Raw genomic sequence first — 25,950 nt, 5'->3', positions numbered from 1 at the left:
GTGATCAATTCCCGTTGTCCGGACACACGGCCCCCTTTCCCCCATTGCGTCGGGCCGGGGGAGCCCGGGCTTCTATCCCGGAACCAGACGGCGTACCAGGTCAGAGAGTTCGTCTTTGTAAGGATAGGCATCGCTCATCAACACCCGTATGCGCCGAGTGTTGCGAATGATGACCGCGCCCACCTTGATCAGCTTCAGCCGCAGGTTACTGGCGCTCATGCGCTCGAAGGGCGTTTTCTTCAGGTGAGCGCGTAATCGCTCGAACAACGTGTAGGCAAAGCCCGACAGAAGCAGCCGCCACTGATTGGTCCACCACCGCGTGCTGGAGGTGCGATCTGCGAACAGACACAACTGCTGATCCTTGATCCGGTTTTCCATGTCACCCCGGGCACAGTATTGCTCGTAGTAGAGTTTAACGCCGTCGTCGTAACGGGAGCTGATAATGAACCTGGGGTTGGCACCCAGTTCGCCCTCCTCCAGACGCGCGATCACCCAGCGGGGGTGTTTCCAGGTTCGGGCCTGGTACTGGAACCGGTAGGTGGCAGAGACTTTTTCTCCCAACTCCCCGTGAGCCCTGCGAACCAGCATCGAGGGCACGTCCACCTCCTTGAGCAGCCGGCTGTTTTTGCTGATGCCCACAAGGTAATCCACGTTATTCCGGTCGCACCAGCTCAGCAATCGGGGGCGATAGAAGCCGCTGTCACCCCGGAACACGATGCGGGTATCCGGCCAGTACTGCCGGATGAACTTCACCAGCAGGGCCAGAATGGCCCAGCTGTGGCGGCTGTCGCTTCGATTGCTGGTGCGCAGGTAGCTCACCAACAGGTGACGGCCGCAGAACACGTACAGCGGGAAGAAACAATGGTGATCGTAGTAGGCGTTAAAGAACTTGCCGGGCTGGTCGCCATGCACTGGAATATCAGTGCCATCGAAGTCCAGCACAATTTCCTTGGGTGGAGTCTCGTGCTGTTCAATGAAGTGATGCCACAGCAGTTCGTGGGCCTTGACCACGGCCTGCCGGTCTACGCGCTGCTCCATTCGGCACAGTGTTGATTTGCCCGCCAGAATGGCCTCTTCGCCAGTCGCGGTCTGAAGTGCCTGGTCAGCGTAACGTTTCGTGATCGTTGAGGTCTTCGTACCCGGCAGCCACGCCAAAGACCCGCTGCCGGACCATGGTTTGAAGCTTGTGACGAACCAGCACGGGATTACGGGCATCGTCCAGCACCGTAGCCAGGCGCTGAGTGAGCTGGTGTTGATTGTCGACTTCCCGAAGCAAAAGCAGTCCGGCATCGGAGGTGATGTGACCACCGGAGAAATCGGCTTCAATTTGACGGCGAGACAGTGGCGAGAAGGTCAGTTTTTCAGGTACCATTTTGGATAGCGGCTTTTGGTGCTTGGTGAACGGTGTAAGGTCCTGAAACTATAGCACTTTCAGCCGCTTTCTTTTATCCCGTCATGAGAAATCCGGGCTAGATTTAGTCGATAACAAATTCTAACCACCTGCTTGGCAGACAACATGTCCAGAAAACAACAACGCCCTTCAATAAAACGGAAACTGCTTACTTTCCTGACACTAACGGGTTTCGCGTGTACCGGGCTAATATTCTTCTCGCACACCCTTTTAATCGACTATATCCATGACGAGCTTCACAGACAGCAGCTACAGGCTGCAGCTAACCAGCTCTCAAAGATACTAACAAATGATAAAGAAGAAATTACAAAATCCTCTCTCAGAAATTTTTCATTGTCTCAATATTCTGTCCACATCGAAGACAGTCAAGGTCGGAGTTTTACAAGCGAGAACATTAAACCGAAATTACAGGTGGTAGAATCGTTCAGAAAGCCTGGAATTTTTCACATATCGGATGATGGTCGATCAATCCTTGGCTACTACAAAATATTTAATAACAGACAAAATAAACTAAGCGTTACTATAATTGAAAGAAGTTCCTACTCCCCAAACACACTTGACAAAATCCACGTTCTTATATGGATCATATCTTTTACAATTCTCGTTACGATATCAATGATCATATTTATTGGTGTAACTATCGCACTAAAACCTTTAAAAATGATGAGCGCCCAATTAACTTCGCTTAAAAAGGGTGAGCGTAATAGACTGGATGAGGGCGTACCTGAAGAATTCGATGAACTTGTCAAACATCTTAATCGTCTATTAGAGTCGTACGACAAAAAACTTACCCGTTCACGCCACCTAGCCGCAGATATTTCTCATAGCTTAAAAAACCCCCTTGCCGTCATAAACTCCATGATCAATGACGAAGCCATTCCCACCACACTCGCGAGTCAAATTAAGTCTCAACTGTCTGAAATGCACGAGCTGATCGACACTCAAATGAGAAAAACCGAAATGTCCGGTCAGTACATTGGAAAGGCGACACCAATCATTGAGAGAGCTCTGGCACTGGTGGACGTAGTCAGTCGAATTTATCCTTACAAACAGATCCATCTTCAAGAAACATTACCCAGAGAGCTTGTCTGGCCAATTGATGAGCGTGATTTTAATGAGATCTTGGGCAATGTGCTTGATAACGCTAGCAAATGGTGCTCTCAGGAAGTGCATTTACACTTGAAGCTTAACGATGACACTTTGACTATTCTTGTTGAAGACGACGGCCCAGGAGTGGCTTCACACCAGCTTGCCGATCTTACCAGGCGCCAGAAAAGACTGGATGAAACAACCCCTGGCTATGGCCTTGGTCTATCAATCGTTCAGGAAATCATAAATGACTACGGTGGCGCCATGCACTTCTCAACATCACCTAAAGGCGGTCTTCGGGTTCTAATCGAGCTTCCCAGAAGCATTTGACGACTACAAGGGCAACTTATCCAGCTTTAGTCAGCGACCAGCAGGCATAGCACCCCGATACACCAACGTCTCAACGTCAAAACTGTCGCTTTGAACTGAGTTTTCATCAGGCGACATAAAGAATAACCCTGTATTGCCTGATATGGGGGACACCGGAGCCTACGTTAGAAGACTTGTTGACTGCGTTTTGGGAGATTTCCCGAATCTCAGTGTCAACCAATCAACTCGCGTCTCATAAACACCTATCCTATCTTCGGCTGCACTGGATTCCTGTGGAATCCCAATATTAACTGCACCCTCACCAGAGCGTACTAGGAGGTTCGGCAAAAACAGTGTTTGCCTCGGACTAAACACCAGCTCAGGCGACACGTCGTAAGTCATACTCGTGCCCGCCACCCGGTTTCCAATCTCATAGCCCAGACGGGGCCCCTCAGTGCCAGCAGGAAAAAATGAAACCTCCCCTTGAGAGACGGTCACCATATTCAAAGGTCCCGATTTGCTCTGAACAACGGCATCGATTACCCGAAACACTGGCGTGTATCGGCTTAATTTTTCATGATCGACCTTATCAAGATCAGGCCCGTTTGGTGAGATTGATATTTGATAAACCTCTGAACCAAACCCCTGATCTGAGTAGAAAGACTGCCCGAGAATAGTTTCCCGGCGGCCGTCAGCATCCAAATCCTGCAATCCCAATATTAAGGGAATGAAACCGATGGCTTCGGCCTTCCCCTCGGCCAACTGGATCAAAGAACTTGAAACGCGACGGCCATTCCACTGATTCAAAATGAGGTAGTATGAGTTTTCTGAAACGTACCAGTCCATTCGGATGACTTTCTCCCGACGGGGCACCTCAATGGACGTCAGGCTCTGAACAGCCCCCCTCTGGAATCAACATGAAAAAAGCTGAGTTTGTTTCCATGCTCCGCCGCAAAATAGTAATCGCTGCCAGAACGAAGCGCGGACAACGACTTTGCGTTGATGGGCAGTCTGGCAAATGGAGATGCTAAAGCCTCCTCCTCAACCGAACCTACCCGATGTGCTTCAGCATCGGTCTGTACGATGCCGACCAACCAGGTGTTATTGTAGGTCGCAACGGCTTGACCTCTCCCGGTAACTTGAAAGCGCACCAATGGCACATCGTTTGACGCCTCTGGCTCGTCCCGCCACAAAAGATCAGGAAATCGGGCTTTCAACGCCGGCGTTACCGGCGTGGGATCGCCGACTCTGTCAGTAAACACCGCCGGAATACCGTAGAAGCGTTTCGATACAGCGCCAACGGAGGGCATCGCTCCAAACAGCACTTTCCCTACCACCCGATCCTTTCCGATACTCTCGATACCGATGACTGCAAGGTTTTTTTCCGGGATGCCTGCATCGCCAGGCTCCCGCAACACAACAAATAAATCACCCACCTCAACACTAGTATCGCCAACTTTGAGGGAAAGCACTTTTTGATCACGATCTACCTGAGTGACTTCTGCCTTTGCTGGATGCTCGCGCTCAACCGCCTGTACCGCGCCAGCTAGTAGTAGCATCAGGAACACAAATACTGCAGAACGAGTAATCATAGGAAAAAGCCACTTAATGCGGATTCATTTCGTATAACGAAAACGGGGTGGCGCTCCCACCACCCCATTTTTGTTAGAACTTGTACCTTACCCGACCGGCAACATGAACAATGTCCTGATCGCTTTTGCCGTCCTGCAAGGCAGTTTCCTCCAGCGCATCCATGGCATCACCTGATGCAAGGTATGCAGCTTCTGCCGACAGCTCCAGCGAAGGGTGTGGGAAGTAGGAGACCTTGGAGCCAAATTCCAGCCCCAGATCTTTTGAGCACGATCCATCTGCAAGTGCAATATCCTCAGCCAAGCGGTTGTAGACCATCATTCCGCTGACCGTAATATTGGCCGCTAGTTTATGATCGAGCTGAAGCTTGTTCATGAAATACCCTTTGTCGAGGATATAGGGCGTTTCGGCGAAGTAGTCATCGCTCGTCATGTTTTCCTGAAAAATCATACTGTCGCTGAAGTCGACATCCGTGGCGATGAAGGCGTCGAAGTCCGCATCTTGCTCATTGCCATCACCCGATGCGTAGAGCACGGTGTACGTCAGTTCGTTTGGCCCAAATTGCAGCCAGAGCTCGCCGCGTCCCAGAAAGGTCGTAGTTCGTATTGGGATTCGTAGCACCATTCAAAGGGACGAAATTGACACCCTCTATTGTGCCGCTTTGGCCAATCACCGTACCCTTCACGAACATGCGTCCCAGCGACGTTTCCTGATCATAATCCAGCTCCACCCCAACGCTGGAAACGGAATATTTGGAGTTATCAGCGATACTCTTCAGTTCATATTCCCTGCTATTTACCGTACCTACTCCCTCAGCAATTGATCATTCATCTGATAGAGGTAGAAAAGGCCCGCGCTCAGGTTCGGTGAGTAACGCTTGTTCAGGTTGATCGCGAAGTTGTCCGCGCCATCCCAGCCTTCGTCCTGTTCTGAGTCGACGCCGCTCTCATTGGAAGAGTCACCTCGCCCCCATAACAACTGATAGTCAAATCCAGAGCCCAGTGAGCCTTTCCAAACAGCGGCTGTGGCGGTTTCAGTCCAGACATGTCGGTTCACTGACACTGGCTGCAAGCCCAGCGAGACGCGCTGGTCTAGCGTGTTGGGCACCAAGAAATCCACATAAGCCCACCGTGTTTCGATGTTCACACCATCACCGGAATAGTCGCCACCCGACCCCTCACCGTAGCGGATGCCACCAATCTCCGTCGCGAATACACCGGTAACTTTCTTGTCGTCGGAAGTTGCCTTCGCCCAGAAGCGATATTTGACCTCGCCGAAGCTCTCGGTCGGCTCGTCATCTTTCAGCGTACCGCCACCTGAGTTACCACCAGCAAACCAGTCTCTTTGATTGGTGTAGGCCTGAAAGCGGTTATCCATATCACCGTGGAATTCAACCTCCGCTGCCGTCGCGGCCCAACTTCCCGACAGTGTTGTCATCCCTGCAATCGCAGTGGCCAGAATGTTGCGTTTCAACGTATTCCCCTCCAGTTTCTTTCTTAATTGTTTGTGATATCCGATTCGTACGGATCGTGGCGCAAATCTTAAAACCAGCTAGAACAACGAACTAAAGGTCAAAAAAAAGGCGAGAATGAAGCATTCCCGCCATTAAATAACCTTAGTTAACTCACAAGTAGACTCTCACACGAACCTTAAATGAGCTTGAAATCCGGAAAAGATTTCAGATACGTCGGTCCCCCTGTATTCAGCGATCACGCTCGACTCTACATGGAAAACTTATGCTCGAAGCCCACACCAAATGTGGAGTCCTCAGAGTCGGCCAAGTCCGCCTCCACCTGAGACACATACGCATAGACCTTACTCTTGCTCGCCAGTTTATAATCGAGCCCCAAGGCCAGCAGGGTTAGCTCCTCGTTTGTTGTCTCGGCTTCGGTCAGTCCGTACTGTGCCTTGATCTTCCAACGCTCAAGATTAACGGCACCACCAACCAGATAAGACGTATCTTCTCCAGGGCCATCGCTTTCTTCTGCCAACTGGTAAACTGCGCCGATTTCGAAGTTGCTTAATCGGACCTTCCCTACGGTTCGCAGGATATTGAGACGACTATCGCCACTTGAATCTGTAGTGGTTCAATGATTCCGGACACCAACGTAGGTGGTAAGATCGCCACCATAAACGAGGTGTCTGATGACCAGAAAGCGACGTTCTTTTTCTCCTGAGTTCAAACAGGAAGCAGCCAGCTTGGTGCTGGATCAAGGTTACACGATTCCGCAGGCCAGCGTGTCTCTGGGAGTTGGTGAAAGCGCTGTTCGGCGTTGGGTTCAACAACTGACGGACGAGCGTAAGGGCGTCACTCCGAAAGGCAAGGCGTTAACCCCGGAGCAGCGACGTATTCAGGAGCTGGAAGCCCGCTGCAATCGCCTGGAGCGAGAGAAAGAAATATTAAAAAAGGCTACAGCTCTCTTGATGTCGGACGAGATGAATGGTACGCGCTGATAGACCGGTTGGGGGAGCAGGAGTCAATTGAACTGGTCTGTGAAGCGTTTGATATCAGTCGTTCCAGCTATTACGAGTACCGCCAACGGCGGAACCGTGTAGATGTGGAGCGCCTGGCCCTGAGGGCTCAGGTAAACCGCCTGTTTACCAAGAGCCGCAGCTCTGCCGGCAGTCGTACAATCATAGGCTTGCTCCGCGAGGAAGGCGTTGTCGTTGGTCGCTTTAAAGTTCGACGACTGATGAGCGAGTTGGGGCTGATCTGTAAGCAGCCAGGCCCTCATGCCTACAAGCAGGCTACCGTTGAACGACCAGATATCCCGAACCATCTGGACCGGGAGTTTGCAGTAGAACGGCCTAACCAAGTCTGGTGTGGTGACATCACCTACATCTGGAGCGGCCAGCGATGGAGCTATCTGGCTGTGGTGCTGGACCTATATGCCCGGCGAGTTGTTGGCTGGGCAATGTCATCCAGTCCGGATGCGGACCTGGTTGTAAAAGCTCTGGATCACGCCTGGGAACAGCGTGGTCAGCCAGAGAAAGTCATGTCCCACTCGGATCAGGGCAGTCAGTACGCCAGTCGCAAGTTCCGTCAGAGGCTCTGGCGCTATCGAATGACACAAAGCATGAGCCGGCGTGGCAACTGCTGGGACAACGCACCGATGGAGCGACTGTTCCGAAGTCTGAAATCTGAGTGGATACCGGCCCTGGGTTATCGAAATCTGCCTGAGGCAAAAAGAGATGTTGGTGGCTATCTGATGGACTACTACAACCGGCAGCGGCCTCACGCATTCAACGGCGGCATTTCGCCTGTTGCAGCTGAGGAAAACCTTAAAATACTGTCCGGGATTAGTTGACCACTACAGATACAGCCTTGAACCAGATTCTCAATAGCAGACATGGAAAGATCGCATGCCACAATAACGATATTCTTGCTCATGCGAGCATTGCCTGGCTTGCGCAGCATCAGCCACATCAATTGAACTGGCGCTGAAACGCCCTGTGGCACCGGCTTCGCGATCTAACTGTTCCGCCCGTTTGCGCCCTTTGTCCAGCGACCGGCCTGCCAGGACAATGTTGCCTTCGATCCGTTGCCCCAAGAGTGTTGCAATAGCCGCCCCTGCAGCTCCATAGCCACCAAGGATAAGAACGCTCTTGTTGCTCTGTCTCATCGTTGCTCAAACTCCTTTTTGACGTACTCCAGTTCAACCCTTTAGTTACTACAGGGTCAAGCCGCAAGCCGTCGAATCGCGGTGGATTAACCAGTGTCGTCAAAAACTAACGACTTAACGTTGACCCTGTAGTGACTACAGGGTTTTAAATAACGGAACTCGTGCAAGAACCGGAGCCGCGAAAATGAGCAAACCCTGCGATGGACCGTGTGGCAGCGAAGATTCTGTCGTAAACAATGAGTTTCAGAGACCCGTCACCGCCGAAACAGGCAGCCAGCTCAGCACCTACAGCGTGCCAAAAATGGATTGCCCCTCAGAAGAGCTAATGATTCGAAGGGCTCTCACGGGTTTTGACAACATTCAGTCACTCTCATTCGACCTATCGAATCGAAAGCTGGAAATTATCCATCAAGGCGAAACCGGACCTATTACCAACAAACTGGAAACCCTGGGTCTGGGGGCTTCCTTGCAGAAGACAGAAGACGCCAGCCCTGAGTCCGTCAGGGCGGCTGAATCGTCTCATGCCAACGAGACTGAGGAATCCGGCACTTTATGGATACTGCTGGCAATCAACGGCCTGATGTTTCTGGTCGAGATGACGATGGGCCTGATCGCGCAGTCTGCTGGCCTAATTGCAGACTCGCTAGACATGCTTGCCGACGCTGCCGTCTACGGTCTTGCTCTTTACGCCGTTGGGCACGGCATCAAAATGCAGGTCAGAGCTGCGCATGTGGCTGGCATTCTCCAGCTTATCCTTGCCGTCGGTGTACTGGTTGAGGTTGGCAGGCGTTTTCTGTTCGGCAGTGATCCCCAGTCGTCAATGATGATGACCGTCGCCTCTGTTGCTCTCGTTGCCAACATCAGCTGCCTTCTTCTGATCGCAAAACACCGTGAAGGCGGTGCTCACATGAAAGCCAGCTGGATCTTTTCGGCCAATGATGTGGTTATCAATCTGGGAGTTATCCTTGCGGGGCTTCTTGTTGCCTGGACCGGTTCAAACTATCCGGATCTGGTTATTGGCGGCGTTGTGGGAGGCATTGTATTCATTGGTGCCAAGCGCATCCTTGCACTAAAAGGATAATTCGATGTCTGAACACCGTGCTAGTTTTTCTACGTTTATCTTTCTCGGCTTTTCCACACTGGTAGCGCTGGCCGACCAGCTTATTAAATGGCTCGTCCAGCAATCCATGGCTTACGGGCAATCGGTTGAGATCACTCCTTTCTTTAATTGGGTGCACGTATGGAATAAAGGCGCTGCCTTTAGTCTCTTCGCCGATGGCGGGGGCTGGCAGCGATATTTTTTTATTGCGATAGCCGTTGTCGTCTCGGCTGTTCTGGTCAAATTGATGCGGGACAGCCATAAGCGAACAGAAGCCCTGGCCTATGCGATGGTACTTGGCGGTGCATTCGGAAATGTCATCGACCGAGTTTTCCGAGGCTACGTTGTCGATTACCTGGATTTCCATTGGCAATCTTGGCATTGGCCGGCGTTCAACCTTGCCGACGTGTTCATCCTCCTGAGCGTGGCCATGATTTTGGTCACGGGCTTCACAGCCGAGAAAGGTGCCGGGAATAACATGGAAAATCGCCAGAATGGCTAGTTTTCGCGCGGTCGCAACACTCGCTAAGCCCTCTGAGCCAGGCTTAGCGAGTGTTGCGACTACGTTTAATTGAACAGCAACGACCAAGGAGAAAACAATGGGCCACGAGCATGCTCACATGTCACCGGATACTAAGGATAAGAGAGTTGCAGTAGCTATCTGGGCGAACGGTATCCTAACCTTGGCTCAGATCGCTGGAGGGATCTTCGCTGGCAGCTTGGCGCTGATAGCCGACGCTATACACAACTTTTCGGATATGGCGTCACTATTTATCGCATTTGCGGCGCGGAAGATTGCACGCCGCCCGGCCGACTCGAAGATGACCTTTGGCTACGGGAGAATTGAGGTTGTTGCGGCACTCATAAATTACACCACTTTGATAATGATCGGGGCATATTTGATCTACGAAGGTGGCATGCGATTCATAGATCCCCCGGAAATCAAGGGGTGGTGGGTAGTTTGGCTTGGCATTATCGCATTGGTAGTGGATGGTTTGACCGCGCTGCTTACTTACTCCATGCAAAAGGACAGCGTCAACATCCGTGCGCTGTTTCTACACAACTTGTCTGATGCGTTTGCGTCAATTGCAGTCGTTGTAGGCGGCGCCCTGATTCTCCTGTACGACATGCGTTGGGTTGATCCCGCGATCACAATTGGTATCGCAAGCTATATTCTCTACCTGGGTCTAACGGAAATCGGCGGAACCATCCGGACACTCATGCTGGGTAGTCCATTGGATATCGACACAGATTCTGTCATCGAGGCTTTATCAAACGTAGAAGGCGTTTTAGACCTTCACCACGTACATTTCTGGCAGATGGGTGAGCATGATGCCTCCCTCGACGCCCATGTGGTGGTCGAAATAAGTGCCTGGAATGAACTTGAAAAAGTCAAGGGTGGGATAAAACGAACTTTGGAAAACGAGTTCGGCATCACTCATTCAACATTGGAGTTTGAACATCCTGATCACAGTCACAAAGATGCCCATACTTATGGCCATGGCTAGCAGGGCTGCTGAAAAGGGTACCGTGTGGCAGATATGCTGCGAATGGCCGACATTCCACTCGGTTACGAGCACGCCATGCGAGACGTAATTGAACGCCACCAGGTCTGGGCCTACCTCATCGCTGTTGTTTTCGGACTGTCTGTGGATTGGACATCATCCCTCGGTGACAGTGTGCCGGATTACTTAATCTGGGGGTTGCTCGGAGTTCTGCTCTACGCCACATTTACTCAAACACCGTTGACCCACCTGTCTGATATGTTCCGGGACCGTCGGTTCATGGGTGCCTTGCTCACCGGAAATTTTCTGGTCATGCCGGCGATCACTGCCTTGCTGATATTGGCGCTGCCGGACAATGACGCGCTGAAGTTGGGAGTGCTTCTGGTATTGCTGATGCCCTGTACCGACTGGTTTGTCACCTTCACTCACCTAGGCAAGGGGGACAGCACCCGAGCCATTGCGGCAACACCGGTTCTGCTGATTGCTCAACTGGGTCTTCTTCCACTTTACCTCTGGCTTTTCATGGGTAATCAGTTCGACGTGAATCTTGAGCTTGGGCGGCACCTCCTGCCGGCCTTTGGCGGGCTGATTATTGTCCCGCTTATCCTGGCATTTCTGACTGAAAAATGGGCCGAAAACTCCAGAAAAGCCATCGGGTTCATTCGCTTCATGGGTCTGATGCCGGTCCCTCTGCTGACAGTCGTACTGTTCATCATCTCAATGACACAGGTCAGCCAGATCGACAGTACCGGCTCACTTATCTGGCCCTTGATGATTCTATTTCCGGCCTATCTTCTAGCTGCGGCTCTGGTTGGAAAGGCTCTGCGCCGGGTCTTTCGATTACCGGTAGAAACCGGTCGCACCGTCATCTTCAGCCTAGGAACACGCAACTCCTTCGTGGTTTTACCTTTGGCACTGTCAATGCCAGAGGCCTGGGCTGTGGCCGTCGTGGTGATTGTCGTCCAGTCTTTGTTGGAACTGTTTGGAATGATGCTTTATCTGCGGTGGGTGCCTAGTCGGCTGCTACCGGACACCTGAATAATCTGAAACCCGTAAACTCATTTAAAATAGGAAGATCTCCCGTGCAAACCCGAACCCTGGTCATCAGTCTCCTTCTTTTTTGTCTGGTTGTCTTTGCTGGTGCTTTTGTTATTTACGATCGCTCCCAGGGCACTAATGAACCCGCCGTTGTTGAAAAAACGCCACTGGTGAGGGATTACTCTCCCGTTATTGGCCCTGAGGACGCGCCGGTAACCATTGTCGAGTTCTTCGACCCATCCTGCGAAGGTTGTCGCGCCATGCATCCCTATGTGAAACAGATTCAGGCTGCCTACCCGGACAACGTGCGTCTGGTACTGCGCTACGTATTGTTTCACAAAGGCTCGGAAGAGGCCGTCAGAATCCTGGAAACCGCCCGTGAACAGGGGGTCTATGAGCCGGTACTGGACGCTGTTATGGAAGCACAACCGAAATGGCACGATGATCCAAAGGTCGCCGCAGCATGGGATGCGGCGGAGTCAGCCGGACTTGATGTCGAAGCCGCTCGGGCCGGTATGAACTCACCCGAGATTGACGGCATTATTCAACAGGATGCTGCGGACGTTAAGGCGGTTGGAATTTCCGGAACCCCAACATTCTACGTTAACGGAGACACCTTGAGCCGCCTGGGGCCTCAGGAACTGTACGACCTGGTGACATCCAAGGTAGGGTCACTGAAATAACAACAAAACAACCGGCAACGCTATGTCACTGCTTGACTACCTTTTACCCTACGATTTCTCGCCGCTGACCGTGCTGAGCTACATGCTCGTGATGGGGTTCTATGGCGTCGGGCTAATTCGGATGCCGGATCAGGATCGGCCTGGCTCGCTACGGATTTTTGCGTTCACCCTGGGGGTGCTGATCTGTTATGCGGTGATGCAGACGCGCTTCGATTACTACGCGCAATACATGTTCTTCGTCCATCGGGGCCAGCATCTGATTCTTCATCACATCGGGCCTATCCTTATCGCCCTGTCCAATCCGTTGCCGGTCCTGCGGTTCTGGTTTGAAAAAATCCGCCCGGGCTGGAGGCGCGCGCTACGGCCTCTGGGTTGGGTTTATCAGGTTCTGCAACAGCCCTTTATCGCCCTTTTCCTATTTGTTGGGCTCATTTATTTCTGGCTGTGGCCATCGATCCATTTCGACGCCATGCTCAGCCGGGAGCTGTACTGGGTCATGAACTGGAGCATGTTGCTGGATGGTCTTCTCTTCTGGTGGTTGATCTTTGACCCAAGACCGCCGGCGATCACCTCATCGTTGGGGTATGGCAGACGCATGTTGGTTCTGGCTGCCGCGTCGGCAATACAATGGAAAGAACGCGCTGTGGCGGCTGCGACAGCTCTGTGATTGGTGTCCAGCACGCTGGGGTCTACCAAGGTCTCTTCAACAACCTAAAAGGATTGTTGGACTGTAAAGACATCGGCGAAGGTGGTCGACAGCGCGTTCTGCGTGATTTGGATCGTTGTCGGAATGTACTGGAACAGCTTGAATTTGAACCTGAGACCGCTGACGAATGAAAACAACACGCAAGACATCCGACAGTCGAGAGCGAGATCTACGTCTTGCGTTAGCTCGCATTCAACGTGGCCGACCCCATACAGGTGAGACCAAAGTCACTATTGCCGCAGTAGCTCGTGAGGCGGGCGTCTCAACGGCGTTGATCCATAACCACTACCCGAATGTGGCCGAGGCAATCCGCGAGGCTCAGGGCCGCTCCAGTCGTGCCCAACGCGACGTAAAGCATCAGGATCTCATAGCGGAACGCGAGAAAAATAAACTGCTCCGCCAAGAACTAGAAGAGCTACGCCTGAAAACCGCTGACCTCGCGTCGATTAATGAAGTTCTGATGGCAGAACTGCGAGCCCTAAAAGCAAGAAGCGGTGACCTTAAAATAGTAGCCCTGCCCTCCCACAAAACGTGACCCACAGATCAAACGGCCTGTAATTTTTGTTCCGAGCCGCCAGATGCGAAATTGCATTTCACGTGACCACCTTTGCATTCGACCTGACCACCGATTGCATCGGATTTGACCAGCACGCTTAGTGGCCATGACCGACAGAGAACGGCCAGAAGCGGACGTTCAAGCATAGACCGGGGATGTCTACCAGAGCGGGGTAGTCCAAGCAGTCATTCAATGCGTCTACAAAAGTAGGGGCGATTCAGCTGGATGCGTTTTTTTGATTTCAAACCCTTGCGAAGGGTAATAGATTACTTATTGAACATTTCGTAAAAAAGCGTAACATTGCCGACCATGATACTTGAACAGCTCAAAGCCCTGGGCAATGACACTCGCATGCAAATGATGGAGTGGCTCAAAGACCCACTCAGTAATTTCCCACCTCAGGATCATGGCGATCCTGCGATAGGAGTGTGCGTAACCCATTTGCAGCACAAGGCCGGGCTTTCACCTTCTGCCGCGTCTGCACATTTAGCTATCTTGCAACGTGCAGGCTTCGTGCTAACCACCCGCATCGGAAAGTGGACTTACTACCGGCGCAATGAGCAGGCGATTGATGACTTTGCGGGTAGGTTGATCATCGAATTGTAATTTTTAAACTTTCATTTCGTTATTTCGCGTAATTAGAAAACATAAGGAAACCCCTATGAGCAGCAAAGCTATCTTCGTCCAACCCGGTGGCGGCTATGAAAAGGTTGTGGTTGGCAGCAGCGAAGTCCGAGCCGCAGCGCGTGGCGAAATCACCGTACGCCTTCACGCCAACTCGCTCAACTACCACGACTTCGCGGTGGTCACCGGTATATGGGGCCCTGCCGAAAAACGCATCCCCATGGCCGATGGTGCAGGTGAAGTCATTGCTGTCGGCCCAGATGTCACTGAATTCAAGGTGGGTGACTCGGTCGTCAGCACCTTCTTCCCGGAGTGGATCAACGGTGCGCCACTGGTTGAAGGCTTTGTTAGCGTGCCAGGTGATGGCATTGACGGCTACGCTCGCGAGCAAGTGACGGCCAAAGCCACATCGTTCACCCTCGCGCCTACTGGCTACAGCCATGCTGAAGCGTCGACGCTTACCACCGCCGGCCTTACTGCATGGCGCGCCCTGATGGCCGATGACTCACTCAAGCCGGGCGACACCGTGCTCGTCCAAGGCACTGGTGGCGTTTCAATTTTCGCCCTGCAGTTCGCTAAAATGGCCGGTGCTACCGTCATTGCTACCTCTTCAAGCGACGAAAAACTTGAACGTCTGAAAGCGCTAGGCGCTGATCATGTGATCAATTACCGCAGAGACCTTAACTGGGGCGAAACTGCACGCGCTCTAACGGGTGGCCGTGGTGTTGACCACATCATCGAAGTCGGCGGCCCTGCGACGCTTGAGCAATCGATGATTGCAATTCGGGTTGCTGGTCACATCTCCGTCATCGGGATATTGAGTGGCGTAAGCGGTGCAATGAATTTTGTACCGGCACTGATCAAGCAAGTGCGTCTGCAGGGTGTATTGGTGGGTAGCCGCAGCCAGCAGCAAGACATGATCCGAGCCATCAATGCTAATGGCATGCGCCCGATTATTGATCGTCATTTCCTTTTGAGCGAGATTGTCGAAGCGTTCAAGTATCAGGAAACCAACCAGCATTTCGGCAAAATTTGCCTGGATATCTAAGCATGCATGAATGGGCATGATCCGTATGCCTATCTCAAAGATGTGCTGACACGGCTGCCGACGCAGCGGACGAGAGAGATTGGCCCATTGCTGCCTGTCGCAACCGGCAGCAATGGGTCGTCTTCTGCCGGTCATGATCAAGAAGCGTGCTGGTCGAATCCGGCCCAAAGGACTGGTCAGGTCGGATGCAAACGGGCGGGCAAGTCTGTGTAATACCCAGCCAGAAACTCGATTGCCGCGTGGAGTCCTGCCATGCCCTTCCATGCCTGATCTTTGGAGCCACATGGATAGCGGATGGGCAGAGCCCGATTAACGTGCGACGACCACCTCAAAAACAAAAAACGTGAAAAAAGCTACCTAGCCTAACCGATTGTATTCTCTAGAAAAAATCGCATCTAACTGTTAGTAAAGCCCCGGAATTATTGCAATCCACCAAGGCGAACACAGGCTTCCTCATCCGGCTTTGGCCTGTTCCCGGTACAACGCAGCCCCGAGCGCCGCAAAGTAACACTGAAAGGTGTCATTGATCCGCTGGCGATGCTCGCCCTGCGGATACAGACCCGCCTTGGCTTCATCAGAGTGAACGGTTCCGTTTACCAGAAATCGGTTACACGGCTGACTGTCTTCAATAAAAGCTTCAAAGGCGCGGGCGCACAGCTCCTCCGGTTTGGCGTAATAAACCGTTTTCAAGTGCTGATCAGCCACCTGGGAGGCCCGGAACAAAGTGCTGGGTGCAGTGCCGTCCTCCGTCAGCATGATGGCCTGGAAGCAGGCGGCTAGCCGTTCATTCAGTGGATGCGGTTTACTGCTTACGCTGTTCAGCCAGGCACTTGAAGCGAAGCCGCACGGTCCGGCATTCCGGTAAGCTTTGCCACCCATGTAGTGATCAAAGGCGTGAAACCATTCATGCGCCAGGCTACCCGCACCAGCGTTCTTGGCCAGCGCCAGTTGCCGGGTGGCGGGAATGTAGTGCGCGGCCACGCCCAGCCGGCCGCCGATGCCATACTGCAGGCCCAGCGTGCTCCTCAGGGAGATCAATGGCTCCGGTCCTCGCAGGATCGTCATCAAATCACACAGCGCCTGATCGAACCGGCCGGATGCCCGGTCCCGCTCCTGGGGCGTCACCCAGCGTCCGACCTCGATGCTGCGAAAATCGAACCGTCGTCTTACGGTGACAAAGGAGACTGCCGATTCAGGTGTCATCCCTGCCCTCCCCGCTTGAGTGACCGGATGACATTGGTGATCACACCAAACACCTCCATCACCATATCGCCCTCGACGGTAATAGGCCGGTACGCTGAATTCCTTGGAAGGAGGCGAACGGGCGGTGGCGTCAAATGCAACTGCTTGACCGTCATCTCGCTTTCCAGGCTGGCGATGATGATATCTCCATGCCTGGCCCGCAGTGATCGGTCTACCACCAGGACATCGCCGGGATAGATGCCCGCCTCAACCATAGACTCCCCCTGAACTCGCACAAAGAACGTGGCAGCCGGGTGCTGGATGCACAGCTCGTTCAGGTCAATGGTTTTCTCAACGTAGTCCTCCGCCGGCGATGGGAAGCCAGCGGAGACCCGCTCCAGAAACATCGGAATGTTCAGGCGAGAGAAGGACTCAAAGTCACCAAGCAGAATGCAGGACATGCTTTACACCGGATACTGTCTGAATATACAGTATTTTGGCGAGACAATATCAGCAGGTCAACCCATCGCTGGGCACAATGCCTTATACTCGGAATAGTGCAGCTGCCAGGAAGGTGGGAGGAGTCTGTATGAAAAGCGTAATACTGATGTTTATTGGCGGCTTATTGGGCGGCCTGATCGGGCCGGTGACGGCGCTGGTGGGTGTGGCAGCCGGTTACGTGTTAGGTCGCGCTCTGACACATTCGGTCGCACCTAAGCCGAGTGAGGAACAGTCGCACTGTCGTTAACGCCGCCCCTCGTAGCATTAATCCTTCACATGCTCCCGAACAAGGTCTAGCGCTTCTTCCATGTGCTCAAACCGATGGCTGCCGCCCTCAAAGCTATGAACCGGAAAATAGTCCCCAAGCGCCCTTACGGTGTCGTTCCACGGAAGCAGTTCATCCCCCTGATCCAGCAGTACCAACCCGCTACCATAGTGGGTGAAAGGATAGTAGCTAGAAACCACTTCGTCCGTCAGTTGATAGGCCTGCCCCTGATGATCAACACCCTGCCCTATCCAGGGCTTGAGAGTGTGACCAGGATCCGTCACCGGGTTGATGGCGACAAACGGAATGCCGGATTCGGCACCCAGAATACCCGCAAGCCATCCCCCCATCGAAGTCCCAACCAGAAGGTCTGGGTTTACTTGCATCAGTTTGTCCAAGCTCTCTTCGATAACGTCTTCCGAGCCTTGGGTGTAATCGATGTCGTGACCATAGACAGGGCCAAGCCTGGCGAGCGTTTTGAGTTTGTCGCTGGTGATATCGAAGTGACTGGCGAAGCCGTGGAGGTAGTATATCTTCAGCATATCCTTCGCTCTGGAGGCTATATTTTTCCTGACCTTAGCACCGTTGCCGGGTAAATGCCTGTTTCACGGCCCAGCTGCTGTCCTCACACAACATCGAATAAAAAAGGGGTGTGGCCGCAACGTGCTCACACCCCTCACTGTAGTTTTCATCCGCCTCATCCGTGAGCTTCTATCGATGGCCGCCAATATGTGTTGTTTCCGAGCCGCCCAAAACCGATTGGCTGGCGCTTTCGATAGGCCTTCCGCTGATTGTCAGCCATGGCACTCTGGGCATCGGCGTCCCGAACATAACGGGCAAGCGTCATCGCAGGGCTGACACCGTAGCGAGCACCGGGCGAGGCACAGGTCCAAATGTGCCGGAGTGCAAGAGCCGCATCAGGGTCTACCTTGTCAAGATAAGCCAGGCCGTAGGCGCAGGCCTCTAAAGTCATGTCGGCATGGTCGCACAACCTTGCAGTTGCTGTCGGCTTACCCCACGTATCATAGGTGTAGGTCTTGCCAATATCGTGCAACAAACCAGCGACGAAACCGAGCTCCTGAAGCTCCCAAGGCATCTCGGGTTCATTGGCCTTCGTCATGACCAGAACGTTCTTCGCCACCTCCAGGGAATGAGCCAGCAGACCACCGGGCTCACTGTGATGGTAATTCCTGCTTGCCGGAGCTTTCAGGAAAACCTCCAATCTGTCACGGCGCTCCAATACTCGCTTAATGAACATCTGTAATGGGGCTGACCGCAAAGACCGTACCGCAGCCACCAGCTGATCCAGTGCCTCCGGCTTAGGGCAGAACGTTCGTGGCAAAGTCTGCAGTGCCGGCAAGCCGGCAACGTCTGCCTGCAACGGGCGACGGATATCGGTCAGCAAAATCTCACTTTCCTCCGTACCAACACAGGCCTGTCCTTTGACTACAACTAGATCCATATGCCCGAGATGCTCTGGGATCACGATAGAGCCGATCACCGCCAATACAACAATGTCGCTGGCACAACTGCTCAAGCGAAGTTTCAGATACGGGATACCCTCATCATCAAAACAAGCAACACGCCCTGTCAGACGGTAGGTGCCTTTGAACGTTTCCTGGGTCAACGGGCGCAGATCATTCAGTTTCATCACCTGCCTCCTTATCGTTTTCGATGACCCGACTCTGAATCAGACGCTCAAAGGCGCTGCCATCCATACGAGTCAGGTTCGGGATGTATCGGGAATACACTTTAAACAGCATTTCCGTTGAAGAATGGCCGAGAGTTCTGGCCACCCACTCCGGGTTCTCACCGGAGGCGAGGAGCAACGTCGCCGCTGTGTGCCGCGTCTGGTAGGGACGGCGTTTTTTTAGCTTGAGATGCTCCAGCAGCGGGTACCAGACACGCTTAGTCACGTTGTTATGGTCAAGTGGCTCACCCAGCCGGTTGCAAAATACGAACTTGCTGAGCTTGCCGGTGGCCTCGTACTGGGCCTTGAGTGCATCGTACACCGGGCCAAACATGGGAATTTCCCGCTGAGAGCCATCTGTTTTGGTGTACTCGGTCTGGCCATGAATGAGGGTTTCTCGCACCAGGATTTCCCGTTTATCGAAATCCACATGCTCCCACTTGAGGCCGTCAACTTCCCCTGTGCGCATGCCGGTGTAGAAACGCACCAGGTAGTAGTTGCGGTAATCTTCCCTGACTGTTTCGAGGATCTTTTCTACCTCATTCAGGGAGAAGGGCTCGATGTGTACCTTCTGCTGCTTCAGCGGCTTGATGTTCAGGTAGGGATTAGTGAAGTCAAACCGCTCCGCCGCCTCCGTCAGAATCATCCGCAGAATGGTCATGTGGCTGTTGATGGTTTTGGGCGCCATCAAACCACTTGCCCCCCTTCCCTTCCGCCGAGCCATCTTGTTACGCGCAGCCAAAATGTCTGGTTTGGAAATCTCGCCTACCCGTTTATCCTTGAAGGCTGGCTTCAGAGAGCTGGCCAGAATGGATTCCACATTACGAGTGTGGGAGTTCCGCCACTGGATTTTCGATTCGAGGAACCACTGGTCAGCGAAGTCTGCGAACAGAGGAGTATCAGATGCTTTGCCATTTTCTGAGTTGCTGCCAGTCCCAGCACCTGCCTGGTTGGCTTGAACCTTCTTGAGGTTACGACTATCAGGGAAATACTCCGCATAGTTGAAGTCACCCAAGAGAATCATGGCCTCAACTTTCTGCAAAAGTGCGTTTACACGTTTGCGGTTTACAAGCGTGTCCGGCAGTGCCGTTTGTTCACGACACCGGTGACCTGCGTACATAAAGTCCAAATACAGCTTTCCTGTCTCTTTCCTTGCCCTCACCTTACCCATGACAAACCACCCCGTTCGCCATAGGAATTGCCAAAAACTCATTCTCCCGGGCACCGTCTAACATTTCCTTTTCGACTTCCTCCCAAAGAAAAAGAATCTTGCGGCGGCCGAACGGCTTGATGTAGTGCTTGCCCTCTAGGAGAACCGTGTCTTTCAGACACTGGCGAATGGTCCGACAGTCATATTTGATTCGACCAGCCAGTTCTTCAGTGGTCAGATAGGTGTAAGAGTTTTCCATCGAAAAATTCCTTCCGTTGCGATACGCTAGATCAACAAAAGACATCCCCTATATCAGAATGCCATCCTAAATGACATTTTATGCAACAAAAGAACACTTGCAAGCGCTTTTTGTCATCCTGGATGATATTTTTTCATTAAGGATAAATTAGAGATGATTCGATGCCACCTGGCCCGCATTATGGGCGAGCACAAAATGAAGATCGTGGATGTGGCGCGAGAGACCGGCCTGAACCGCAACACGGTGACTCTGCTTTACAAAGAGACCGCTCAACGGATCGATCTTGATGCGCTCGACAAACTCTGTAAATTATTCAAATGTGAGGTCAGCGATCTGCTGGAGTTTCAGGAAGACCAATAGGTAAAAATTAAAGATAGCCAAGATAATTCCAGGGAGGGGATTGCTAAATGAGGGATGACCGAGTCGTCCGCTGAGGGATTATTTGGCGTGTGACATAGAAAGACTTACGGTCAATCTCACCCAACCATCAAAATAGGATGTCACAGGGATTGGCACATATGTGTCACATATACGTCACAGGGGAATTTGGTCGCCGCAAAAACAAAAAAGGCAGACCAGTAAGTTACTGATCTGCCTTTCTTTTATATGGTAGCGGGGGCAGGATTCGAACCTACGACCTTCGGGTTATGAGCCCGACGAGCTACCAGACTGCTCCACCCCGCATCAAACTGGTTGTTTACCGGGTCACCCCGATCAACGTGGCGCGAATAATACGGCGTGAAGTTGCCCCTGTCAAAGGAAATTACGGTTTTCCCGTAACTTAGCGCTCCAGAATCGCCGTCACGCCCTGACCGCCCGCCGCACAGATGGAAATCAGGCCTCGACCACTGCCCTTTTCTTCCAGCAATTTGGCCAGGGTTGCGACGATACGACCGCCAGTGGCGGCAAACGGGTGGCCGGTTGCCAGGCTCGAGCCTTTCACGTTCATCTTTGCCCGGTCAATACTGCCCAACGGCTTGTCCAGACCCAGGCGCTCCTTGCAAAAGACCGGATCTTCCCACGCCTTGAGGGTAGACAATACCTGGGCGGCGAAGGCTTCGTGAATTTCGTAGAAGTCGAAATCCTGCAGGGTCAGACCTGCCTTCTCCAGCATACGCGGCACGGCATAGGCCGGCGCCATCAGCAGGCCCTCTTTCTTGTCCACGAAGTCCACCGCTGCCACTTCAGAGAACGTCAGCCAGGCCTTCACTTCCATCTTATTGGCCTCGGCCCACTCTTCACTTGCCAGCAACACGCAGGAGGCGCCATCCGTCAGGGCGGTGCTGTTGGCAGCAGTCATGGTGCCGTTTTCACGATCAAAACAGGGCTTCAATGTAGCCAATTTTTCAAGGGTGGTATCCGGGCGCAGGATGTTGTCTTTATCCAGACCCGCCATCGGTGTCAGAAGATCCTCAAAGAAGCCCTCGTCATAGGCCTTGGCCAGCTTCTGGTGGCTTTCCCAGGCCAGGCGATCCTGGTCCTCACGGGCAATATTCCACTCCTTCGCCGTGACCTGACAGTGATCCCCCATGGACAGTCCGGTACGCGGCTCGCCATTCTCCGGAATCTCCGGCATCAGATGGCCCGGACGGAAACGGCCGAGAATCTTGAGGCGTTCCTTGGCGGTTTTGGCACGGTTCAGGTCCAGAAGAATTTCCCGCAAGCCCTCACCCACACCGATGGGCGCATCCGACGTGGTATCGGTACCGCCGGCGATACCGCATTCAATTTGCCCAAGAGCAATTTTGTTCGCCACCAGAATGGCGGCCTCAAGCCCGGTACCACAGGCCTGCTGGATGTCGTAGGCCGGCGTTTCCGGCGCCAGGCCCGAGCTCAACACCGACTCACGGGTAAGGTTGAAGTCCCGGGAGTGTTTGATCACCGCGCCAGCGACCACCTCGCCCAGCCTCATGCCCTGGAGGTTGTAGCGATCCACCAGGCCCCGAAGTGTGGATGTCAGCAGCTCCTGATTACTGATTTTACTGTAGGCGGTGTTGGAGCGGGCAAATGGCGTGCGATTACCGCCAATAACGGCAACGCGGCGAATGCCGGGCGCTTTTTTGGTAGCCCGAGAACCGGATTCCGTGCCAGTACGAGTGGTTTTTGGTGCCTGTGCCATAGCAAACTGTCCCTTCAGTGGTGATCATAAGTGGTTTGATTCAGGTTAGCCCAGAGTCTAGCGCCTGGCGCCCGTTGCTCATTGGCAACTCTGACAACGCCATGACTGAGTTGAGTCAATCCAATAACTGGCAGAAGCTTTACCCTTTGGGCTATTTCATACTCAACCAAACTCACAAGGAAGAACATCATGTCTGACCTCTACCTGAAACTGGTTAACACTCCGGTTGGCAAAACCGCTGCACAGTCGCTGGGCTTGCCCTCCCCGGCGCCCCTCAACCGCCTGAAGCGGGTCGACCAGCCATTTATTGAAGGCGACGTATTGATTGGTGCAGGCGCCGGTGCCCGCGCTATCGCCACGCTCGGCTCAATCATTGGCGCCAGCCCGGCGGGCCTGCACCATGCCACGGGCATCGAAACCCTGGCGGACTCCGCTCAGGCGGGCAACAAAGCCAAGGCGCTGGATGTGTCCGGCGAAGTGAACGGAAAGTTCTCAGCCCTGGTATTCGATGCGACCGGTCTCAAAACCCCTCAGGAACTGCGCGCCCTGTACGACTTTTTCCATCCGACCATCCGCAAACTGGCGTCCAATGGCCGAGTGCTGGTGATAGGCCAGGACCCTCACACCTGCCGGAAGGCACCCCAGGCCGCCGCCCAGCAAGCCCTTGAAGGCTTTGTCCGCGCCGTTGGCAAGGAAATCGGCAAGAAGGGCTGCACGGCCAACCTGGTATGGATGGCTCCGAACGCCGAGAACCAGCTGGATTCCACGGTTCGCTTCTTCCTGTCTGCACGCTCGGCTTATGTTTCCGGCCAGGCGGTGCGTATTGGCAAAGCAGAGGAGGCCAAAGCCACCAACCCGGTGGCTCCGCTGGCCGGCAAAGTAGCCCTGGTCACTGGCGCCTCCCGGGGCATTGGCGCAGCCATTGCAGAAACCCTGGCCCGTGACGGCGCAACCGTTATCGGCCTGGATATCCCCCCGGCATTGGAGGAACTGCAGAAAGTAACCGACGCCACCAAAGGCAAGGCGCTGGCCTGCGACATTACGGAAGAAAAGGCACCCAAGCTGATAGCAGATTTCATCGAAAAAGAAACCGGCGGGGTTGATTTTGTGGTTCACAACGCCGGCATTACCCGCGACAAAACCCTCGGAAACATGCCAGAGCACTTCTGGGATATGACGATCGCTGTCAACCTGACTGCTGAAGAGTTGATCGATGAAGAACTGGCCGAGCGCAAGCTGATGCGCGACAACGGCCGTATTGTGTGCATTTCCTCCATCAGCGGTATTGCCGGCAACTTCGGCCAGACCAACTATTCCTGCGCCAAGAGCGGTGTGATCGGTTATGTAGAGTCTATGGCGAAGCACCTGAAAAACGGCATAACCATCAACGCCATTGCCCCCGGCTTCATCGAAACCCAGATGACCGCCGCCATGCCATTCACCATCCGCGAAGCGGGCCGGCGCATGAACAGTCTGTCTCAGGGCGGACAACCCGTAGACGTGGCAGAAGCCATTGCCTGGTACTGCAACCCGGCTTCTGCCGGCGTTAACGGCAACGTTGTGCGGGTGTGCGGGCAGTCGCTGATCGGCAAATGATGCCGGGCCTTGCAAAAGCCTGAACGACGAGAAACCGGGGGCATTGAGCTCCCGGTTTTTTGTATCAGGGAAACGATCAGACTTTCCTTCAGGCGAAAAAAAACAGATCCGCTTGGATCTGCTTTTCTTCACATCTGGTGGGTGGTGCAGGGATCGAACCTGCGACCCTCGCCTTGTAAGGGCGATGCTCTCCCAGCTGAGCTAACCACCCGGGAAAAAGTTGGCGGAGCGGACGGGACTCGAACCCGCGACCCCCGGCGTGACAGGCCGGTATTCTAACCAACTGAACTACCGCTCCGCATCGATTCAACGCTGTAAATAAACGCCGAACCTGAAACCGCTTGAAAATGGTGGGTGGTGCAGGGATCGAACCTGCGACCCTCGCCTTGTAAGGGCGATGCTCTCCCAGCTGAGCTAACCACCCACTTCGTGGCCTTACTGTTCTTCAGGCTCAAAGCGGTCACTTGTTGCGCTTGGCGCTTGTTGATTCAGCCTTGCTGCATCAACCAAGTGAGACGCGCATTTTAAGCATTTCACTCACCGTGTCAAATGTTTTCCGGAAAATTCATGAATTTTTTCTGACCCGGCATTACCTGAGCATTTATTAATCAAAATCAGGAGCTTGTGTGCCGTTTGCGCCCGCCAGGAAAGTCGCGCACCTCCCCGGTTTTCTGGCCCGCCTGCTCGCCCTTCTGACGCAACGCCAACTCACTGACTTTGTCTCGCCGTTCATTCGGAATCGCCTGACTGGCCAGCGAACGGTTGAGATCATCCAGCTTAACCATGACATCCCGCCAGGACTCTTCCAGATAGGGCACCAGGCGCCCCGCCACTTTCTCGAATCGAACTACCAGATTATCTTTGAGCGACATTGTTTTTATCTCACCGCAGTCAACCAACTCCAGTGTAGACAACCCTCGCTCAGAAAATCCACCAGCCGCCGGATTCCTCTTCACGCCGCTGCTTACGTTCCAATTCCAGCTTTGCGTAATCCCGCTCCAGCGCCTCCAGCTTCTGATCCGCCTCAAGGGGCTCTGTGGGGCCACCACCGAACGGCCAGTACCAGGAGGCAGACTCATACTTACCCTGTTGTTTCAGCTGCTCAATCTCAAGCTCCCGCTCTTCCTCCAACGCCGCCTTTCGCTTCTTGTAATCCATGTCTTCATTGACCTCAACAATGGAAGCACCAGCATGATTCGGCGCCAGCAGATCGCTGTTGAGGAACAGAGTCGAAACAATCTGACCAGACTGCATGGCGTAGTCACGGGTCACCAGCTGCAGATCGCCACTGGCCAGAGGATGATCCGGGTCCAGATCCGGATGGCGCCGCTCCGGCTCGGTCAGCTCGTTGTAACGCAGGTAATAGATCTTGCCGGGCTCAACCCGCAGTGTGGCATCGGCAATCAGGCTCAAGCTGAACGAATTCAGCCCTTCAAGCCCCAGCAGTGGCCGCCGCATGGCGATGTGCCGATCACCGGGTTTCACTTCAAGCCAGGTGTAGCTGTTGTTGCGTATATTGAAGTAGTGCTTGTCGTCAATGTAGACGCTGGGAGACTCGATCTCATCCGCCGCCCATTGGGAGTGGGTGCGATAAAAGTACAACACGGCATTGCTCTGGTCCCAGGCATCGGTGTCGATATGGACAAAGTCATGCCCCGACACAGGATGCAGGAAAGCTCCCACGCTCTTGCCAATAGATTGATAGATGGTACAACCGGAGAGCGCCACCACACACAACAGGGCGATAGCGTTCCGAAGGTAAGGCACTCGTTTTTTCATTGTTATGCACTCTTCATCCCTATCGAGTTAGCCGATGATATCAACTGCCACTCAATAGAAATGAGAGCTACCGCAAGGGATGAATACAAATCGTTACATTCACCCCCAAAGCACCCTGGAAGCCAAGC

The 25,950-nt window shown here is 53.4% G+C and carries 27 protein-coding genes, 4 tRNA genes and 4 pseudogenes; 15 read left to right on the top strand and 20 right to left on the bottom strand.

Annotation, left to right across the window (positions count from 1 at the left end):
* Window positions 1-72: 72 nt before the first annotated feature.
* A pseudogene (locus ASQ50_RS18255) lies at window positions 73-1,372 on the bottom strand (IS1380-like element ISMaq4 family transposase).
* Window positions 1,373-1,516: 144 nt separating this feature from the next.
* Between ASQ50_RS18255 and ASQ50_RS18245 the strand changes: the two are divergent.
* The gene (locus tag ASQ50_RS18245) at window positions 1,517-2,830 is read left to right on the top strand and encodes an ATP-binding protein (protein ID WP_058091787.1); all 1,314 of its coding nucleotides are present in this window, start codon (window positions 1,517-1,519) and stop codon (window positions 2,828-2,830) included.
* A 159-nt stretch (window positions 2,831-2,989) separates the two neighbouring features.
* On the opposite strand, the gene ASQ50_RS21555 is transcribed toward ASQ50_RS18245, so the two are convergent.
* The 5 genes and pseudogenes from ASQ50_RS21555 to ASQ50_RS18230 form a co-directional block, all read right to left on the bottom strand.
* A complete protein-coding gene (locus ASQ50_RS21555) occupies window positions 2,990-3,655 on the bottom strand; it encodes a hypothetical protein (RefSeq protein ID WP_227510125.1) in 666 nt (221 codons plus the stop codon).
* 38 nt (window positions 3,656-3,693) lie between these two features.
* Window positions 3,694-4,401, bottom strand: coding sequence for a hypothetical protein (locus ASQ50_RS21550; protein WP_227510124.1), 708 nt, complete (start codon window positions 4,399-4,401; stop codon window positions 3,694-3,696).
* A 73-nt stretch (window positions 4,402-4,474) separates the two neighbouring features.
* Entirely contained in the window at window positions 4,475-4,933 is a 459-nt protein-coding gene (locus ASQ50_RS21545; RefSeq protein WP_227510123.1) for a hypothetical protein, read from the bottom strand.
* Between the two features lie 270 nt (window positions 4,934-5,203).
* Complete coding sequence (locus ASQ50_RS21540; RefSeq protein WP_227510122.1) at window positions 5,204-5,872, bottom strand: hypothetical protein; 669 nt, start codon at window positions 5,870-5,872, stop codon at window positions 5,204-5,206.
* Window positions 5,873-6,120: 248 nt separating this feature from the next.
* A pseudogene (locus ASQ50_RS18230) lies at window positions 6,121-6,453 on the bottom strand (porin); the annotation flags it as partial.
* 91 nt (window positions 6,454-6,544) lie between these two features.
* On the opposite strand from ASQ50_RS18230, the gene ASQ50_RS18220 reads away from it, so the two are divergent.
* Window positions 6,545-7,707 (top strand): IS3 family transposase gene (locus tag ASQ50_RS18220; RefSeq protein WP_156471733.1). Its coding sequence is split into 2 segments (ribosomal slippage): window positions 6,545-6,800 and window positions 6,800-7,707, totalling 1,164 coding nucleotides; the frame shifts between segments, so codons are not numbered across the junction.
* 30 nt (window positions 7,708-7,737) lie between these two features.
* Here ASQ50_RS18220 and ASQ50_RS18215 read toward each other — a convergent pair.
* The gene (locus ASQ50_RS18215) at window positions 7,738-8,022 is read right to left on the bottom strand and encodes a KR domain-containing protein (RefSeq protein WP_058091789.1); all 285 of its coding nucleotides are present in this window, start codon (window positions 8,020-8,022) and stop codon (window positions 7,738-7,740) included.
* 184 nt (window positions 8,023-8,206) lie between these two features.
* Between ASQ50_RS18215 and ASQ50_RS18210 the strand changes: the two genes are divergently transcribed.
* The 10 genes and pseudogenes from ASQ50_RS18210 to ASQ50_RS20695 form a co-directional block, all read left to right on the top strand.
* On the top strand, window positions 8,207-9,103 hold the full coding sequence (locus tag ASQ50_RS18210; protein ID WP_058091790.1) for a cation transporter: 897 nt from the start codon (window positions 8,207-8,209) through the stop codon (window positions 9,101-9,103).
* A gap of 4 nt (window positions 9,104-9,107) precedes the next feature.
* Entirely contained in the window at window positions 9,108-9,623 is a 516-nt protein-coding gene (lspA, locus tag ASQ50_RS18205; protein ID WP_011786687.1) for a signal peptidase II, read from the top strand.
* Window positions 9,624-9,720: 97 nt separating this feature from the next.
* Entirely contained in the window at window positions 9,721-10,629 is a 909-nt protein-coding gene (locus ASQ50_RS18200) for a cation diffusion facilitator family transporter (protein WP_008169406.1), read from the top strand.
* A gap of 42 nt (window positions 10,630-10,671) precedes the next feature.
* A complete protein-coding gene (locus ASQ50_RS18195; RefSeq protein WP_197492701.1) occupies window positions 10,672-11,664 on the top strand; it encodes an arsenic resistance protein in 993 nt (330 codons plus the stop codon).
* A 44-nt stretch (window positions 11,665-11,708) separates the two neighbouring features.
* Complete coding sequence (locus ASQ50_RS18190) at window positions 11,709-12,347, top strand: DsbA family protein (RefSeq protein ID WP_058091791.1); 639 nt, start codon at window positions 11,709-11,711, stop codon at window positions 12,345-12,347.
* Window positions 12,348-12,369: 22 nt separating this feature from the next.
* Window positions 12,370-12,975: pseudogene (locus tag ASQ50_RS18185) on the top strand (cytochrome c oxidase assembly protein); the annotation flags it as partial.
* 205 nt (window positions 12,976-13,180) lie between these two features.
* Window positions 13,181-13,588, top strand: coding sequence for a TetR family transcriptional regulator (locus ASQ50_RS18180; RefSeq protein WP_058091792.1), 408 nt, complete (start codon window positions 13,181-13,183; stop codon window positions 13,586-13,588).
* A gap of 330 nt (window positions 13,589-13,918) precedes the next feature.
* The gene (locus ASQ50_RS18175) at window positions 13,919-14,215 is read left to right on the top strand and encodes an ArsR/SmtB family transcription factor (RefSeq protein ID WP_058091793.1); all 297 of its coding nucleotides are present in this window, start codon (window positions 13,919-13,921) and stop codon (window positions 14,213-14,215) included.
* Window positions 14,216-14,270: 55 nt separating this feature from the next.
* Complete coding sequence (locus ASQ50_RS18170; RefSeq protein ID WP_058091794.1) at window positions 14,271-15,281, top strand: zinc-dependent alcohol dehydrogenase family protein; 1,011 nt, start codon at window positions 14,271-14,273, stop codon at window positions 15,279-15,281.
* Window positions 15,282-15,377 (top strand): annotated as a pseudogene (locus ASQ50_RS20695) (transposase domain-containing protein); the annotation flags it as partial.
* A 357-nt stretch (window positions 15,378-15,734) separates the two neighbouring features.
* Here the strand turns inward: ASQ50_RS20695 and ASQ50_RS18165 are convergent.
* Both ASQ50_RS18165 and umuD read right to left on the bottom strand, forming a co-directional pair.
* Window positions 15,735-16,484: a CLCA_X family protein gene (locus ASQ50_RS18165; protein ID WP_058091795.1), complete on the bottom strand. Its 750-nt coding sequence runs from the start codon at window positions 16,482-16,484 to the stop codon at window positions 15,735-15,737.
* Window positions 16,481-16,924 (bottom strand): translesion error-prone DNA polymerase V autoproteolytic subunit, encoded by a 444-nt coding sequence (gene umuD / locus ASQ50_RS18160; RefSeq protein ID WP_058091796.1) that lies wholly within the window; start codon window positions 16,922-16,924, stop codon window positions 16,481-16,483. Before umuD ends, ASQ50_RS18165 begins: the two co-directional genes overlap by 4 nt.
* Before the next feature lie 128 nt (window positions 16,925-17,052).
* Between umuD and ASQ50_RS21110 the strand changes: the two genes are divergently transcribed.
* Entirely contained in the window at window positions 17,053-17,211 is a 159-nt protein-coding gene (locus ASQ50_RS21110) for a hypothetical protein (RefSeq protein ID WP_156471732.1), read from the top strand.
* 17 nt (window positions 17,212-17,228) lie between these two features.
* Here the strand turns inward: ASQ50_RS21110 and ASQ50_RS18155 are convergent, their stop codons facing one another.
* From ASQ50_RS18155 to ASQ50_RS18140, 4 genes are all read right to left on the bottom strand, one after another.
* Complete coding sequence (locus tag ASQ50_RS18155) at window positions 17,229-17,771, bottom strand: YqiA/YcfP family alpha/beta fold hydrolase (RefSeq protein ID WP_058091797.1); 543 nt, start codon at window positions 17,769-17,771, stop codon at window positions 17,229-17,231.
* A 155-nt stretch (window positions 17,772-17,926) separates the two neighbouring features.
* The gene (locus ASQ50_RS18150) at window positions 17,927-18,880 is read right to left on the bottom strand and encodes a TraI domain-containing protein (RefSeq protein WP_058091798.1); all 954 of its coding nucleotides are present in this window, start codon (window positions 18,878-18,880) and stop codon (window positions 17,927-17,929) included.
* Entirely contained in the window at window positions 18,867-20,090 is a 1,224-nt protein-coding gene (locus tag ASQ50_RS18145) for a tyrosine-type recombinase/integrase (RefSeq protein ID WP_058091799.1), read from the bottom strand. Before ASQ50_RS18145 ends, ASQ50_RS18150 begins: the two co-directional genes overlap by 14 nt.
* Window positions 20,083-20,328, bottom strand: coding sequence for a hypothetical protein (locus ASQ50_RS18140; RefSeq protein WP_058091800.1), 246 nt, complete (start codon window positions 20,326-20,328; stop codon window positions 20,083-20,085). Before ASQ50_RS18140 ends, ASQ50_RS18145 begins: the two co-directional genes overlap by 8 nt.
* A 153-nt stretch (window positions 20,329-20,481) precedes the next feature.
* Here ASQ50_RS18140 and ASQ50_RS18135 point away from each other — a divergent pair, with 153 nt between their 5' ends.
* Window positions 20,482-20,688 carry a helix-turn-helix domain-containing protein gene (locus ASQ50_RS18135; RefSeq protein ID WP_058091801.1) on the top strand — a complete coding sequence of 69 codons (207 nt, stop codon included), beginning with the start codon at window positions 20,482-20,484 and terminating at the stop codon, window positions 20,686-20,688.
* Window positions 20,689-20,935: 247 nt separating this feature from the next.
* Here the strand turns inward: ASQ50_RS18135 and ASQ50_RS18130 are convergent.
* Together ASQ50_RS18130 and ASQ50_RS18125 are read right to left on the bottom strand one after the other, a co-directional pair.
* A tRNA-Met gene (locus ASQ50_RS18130) sits at window positions 20,936-21,012 on the bottom strand.
* 97 nt (window positions 21,013-21,109) lie between these two features.
* Window positions 21,110-22,447, bottom strand: coding sequence for an acetyl-CoA C-acetyltransferase (locus ASQ50_RS18125; RefSeq protein WP_076657260.1), 1,338 nt, complete (start codon window positions 22,445-22,447; stop codon window positions 21,110-21,112).
* A 189-nt stretch (window positions 22,448-22,636) separates the two neighbouring features.
* Between ASQ50_RS18125 and ASQ50_RS18120 the strand changes: the two genes are divergently transcribed.
* Window positions 22,637-24,043: a 3-oxoacyl-ACP reductase gene (locus tag ASQ50_RS18120; RefSeq protein ID WP_058091802.1), complete on the top strand. Its 1,407-nt coding sequence runs from the start codon at window positions 22,637-22,639 to the stop codon at window positions 24,041-24,043.
* 135 nt (window positions 24,044-24,178) lie between these two features.
* On the opposite strand, the gene ASQ50_RS18115 is transcribed toward ASQ50_RS18120, so the two are convergent.
* The 5 genes from ASQ50_RS18115 to ASQ50_RS18095 all read right to left on the bottom strand — a co-directional run bounded on the left by ASQ50_RS18115 (window position 24,179) and on the right by ASQ50_RS18095 (window position 25,822).
* A tRNA-Val gene (locus ASQ50_RS18115) sits at window positions 24,179-24,254 on the bottom strand.
* Between the two features lie 10 nt (window positions 24,255-24,264).
* Window positions 24,265-24,341: transfer RNA gene (locus ASQ50_RS18110), tRNA-Asp, on the bottom strand.
* Between the two features lie 50 nt (window positions 24,342-24,391).
* Window positions 24,392-24,467 (bottom strand) — tRNA-Val (locus ASQ50_RS18105).
* Window positions 24,468-24,657: 190 nt separating this feature from the next.
* The gene (locus ASQ50_RS18100; protein ID WP_058091803.1) at window positions 24,658-24,915 is read right to left on the bottom strand and encodes a hypothetical protein; all 258 of its coding nucleotides are present in this window, start codon (window positions 24,913-24,915) and stop codon (window positions 24,658-24,660) included.
* A gap of 49 nt (window positions 24,916-24,964) precedes the next feature.
* Window positions 24,965-25,822: a DUF2846 domain-containing protein gene (locus tag ASQ50_RS18095; protein WP_058091804.1), complete on the bottom strand. Its 858-nt coding sequence runs from the start codon at window positions 25,820-25,822 to the stop codon at window positions 24,965-24,967.
* Window positions 25,823-25,950: the final 128 nt, after the last annotated feature.

Source organism: Marinobacter sp. LQ44, assembly GCF_001447155.2.
Classification (GTDB): Bacteria; Pseudomonadota; Gammaproteobacteria; order Pseudomonadales; family Oleiphilaceae; genus Marinobacter.
Note: the sequence above shows the minus strand (reverse complement) of the source record. Positions and strands in the feature narration are given on the sequence as shown.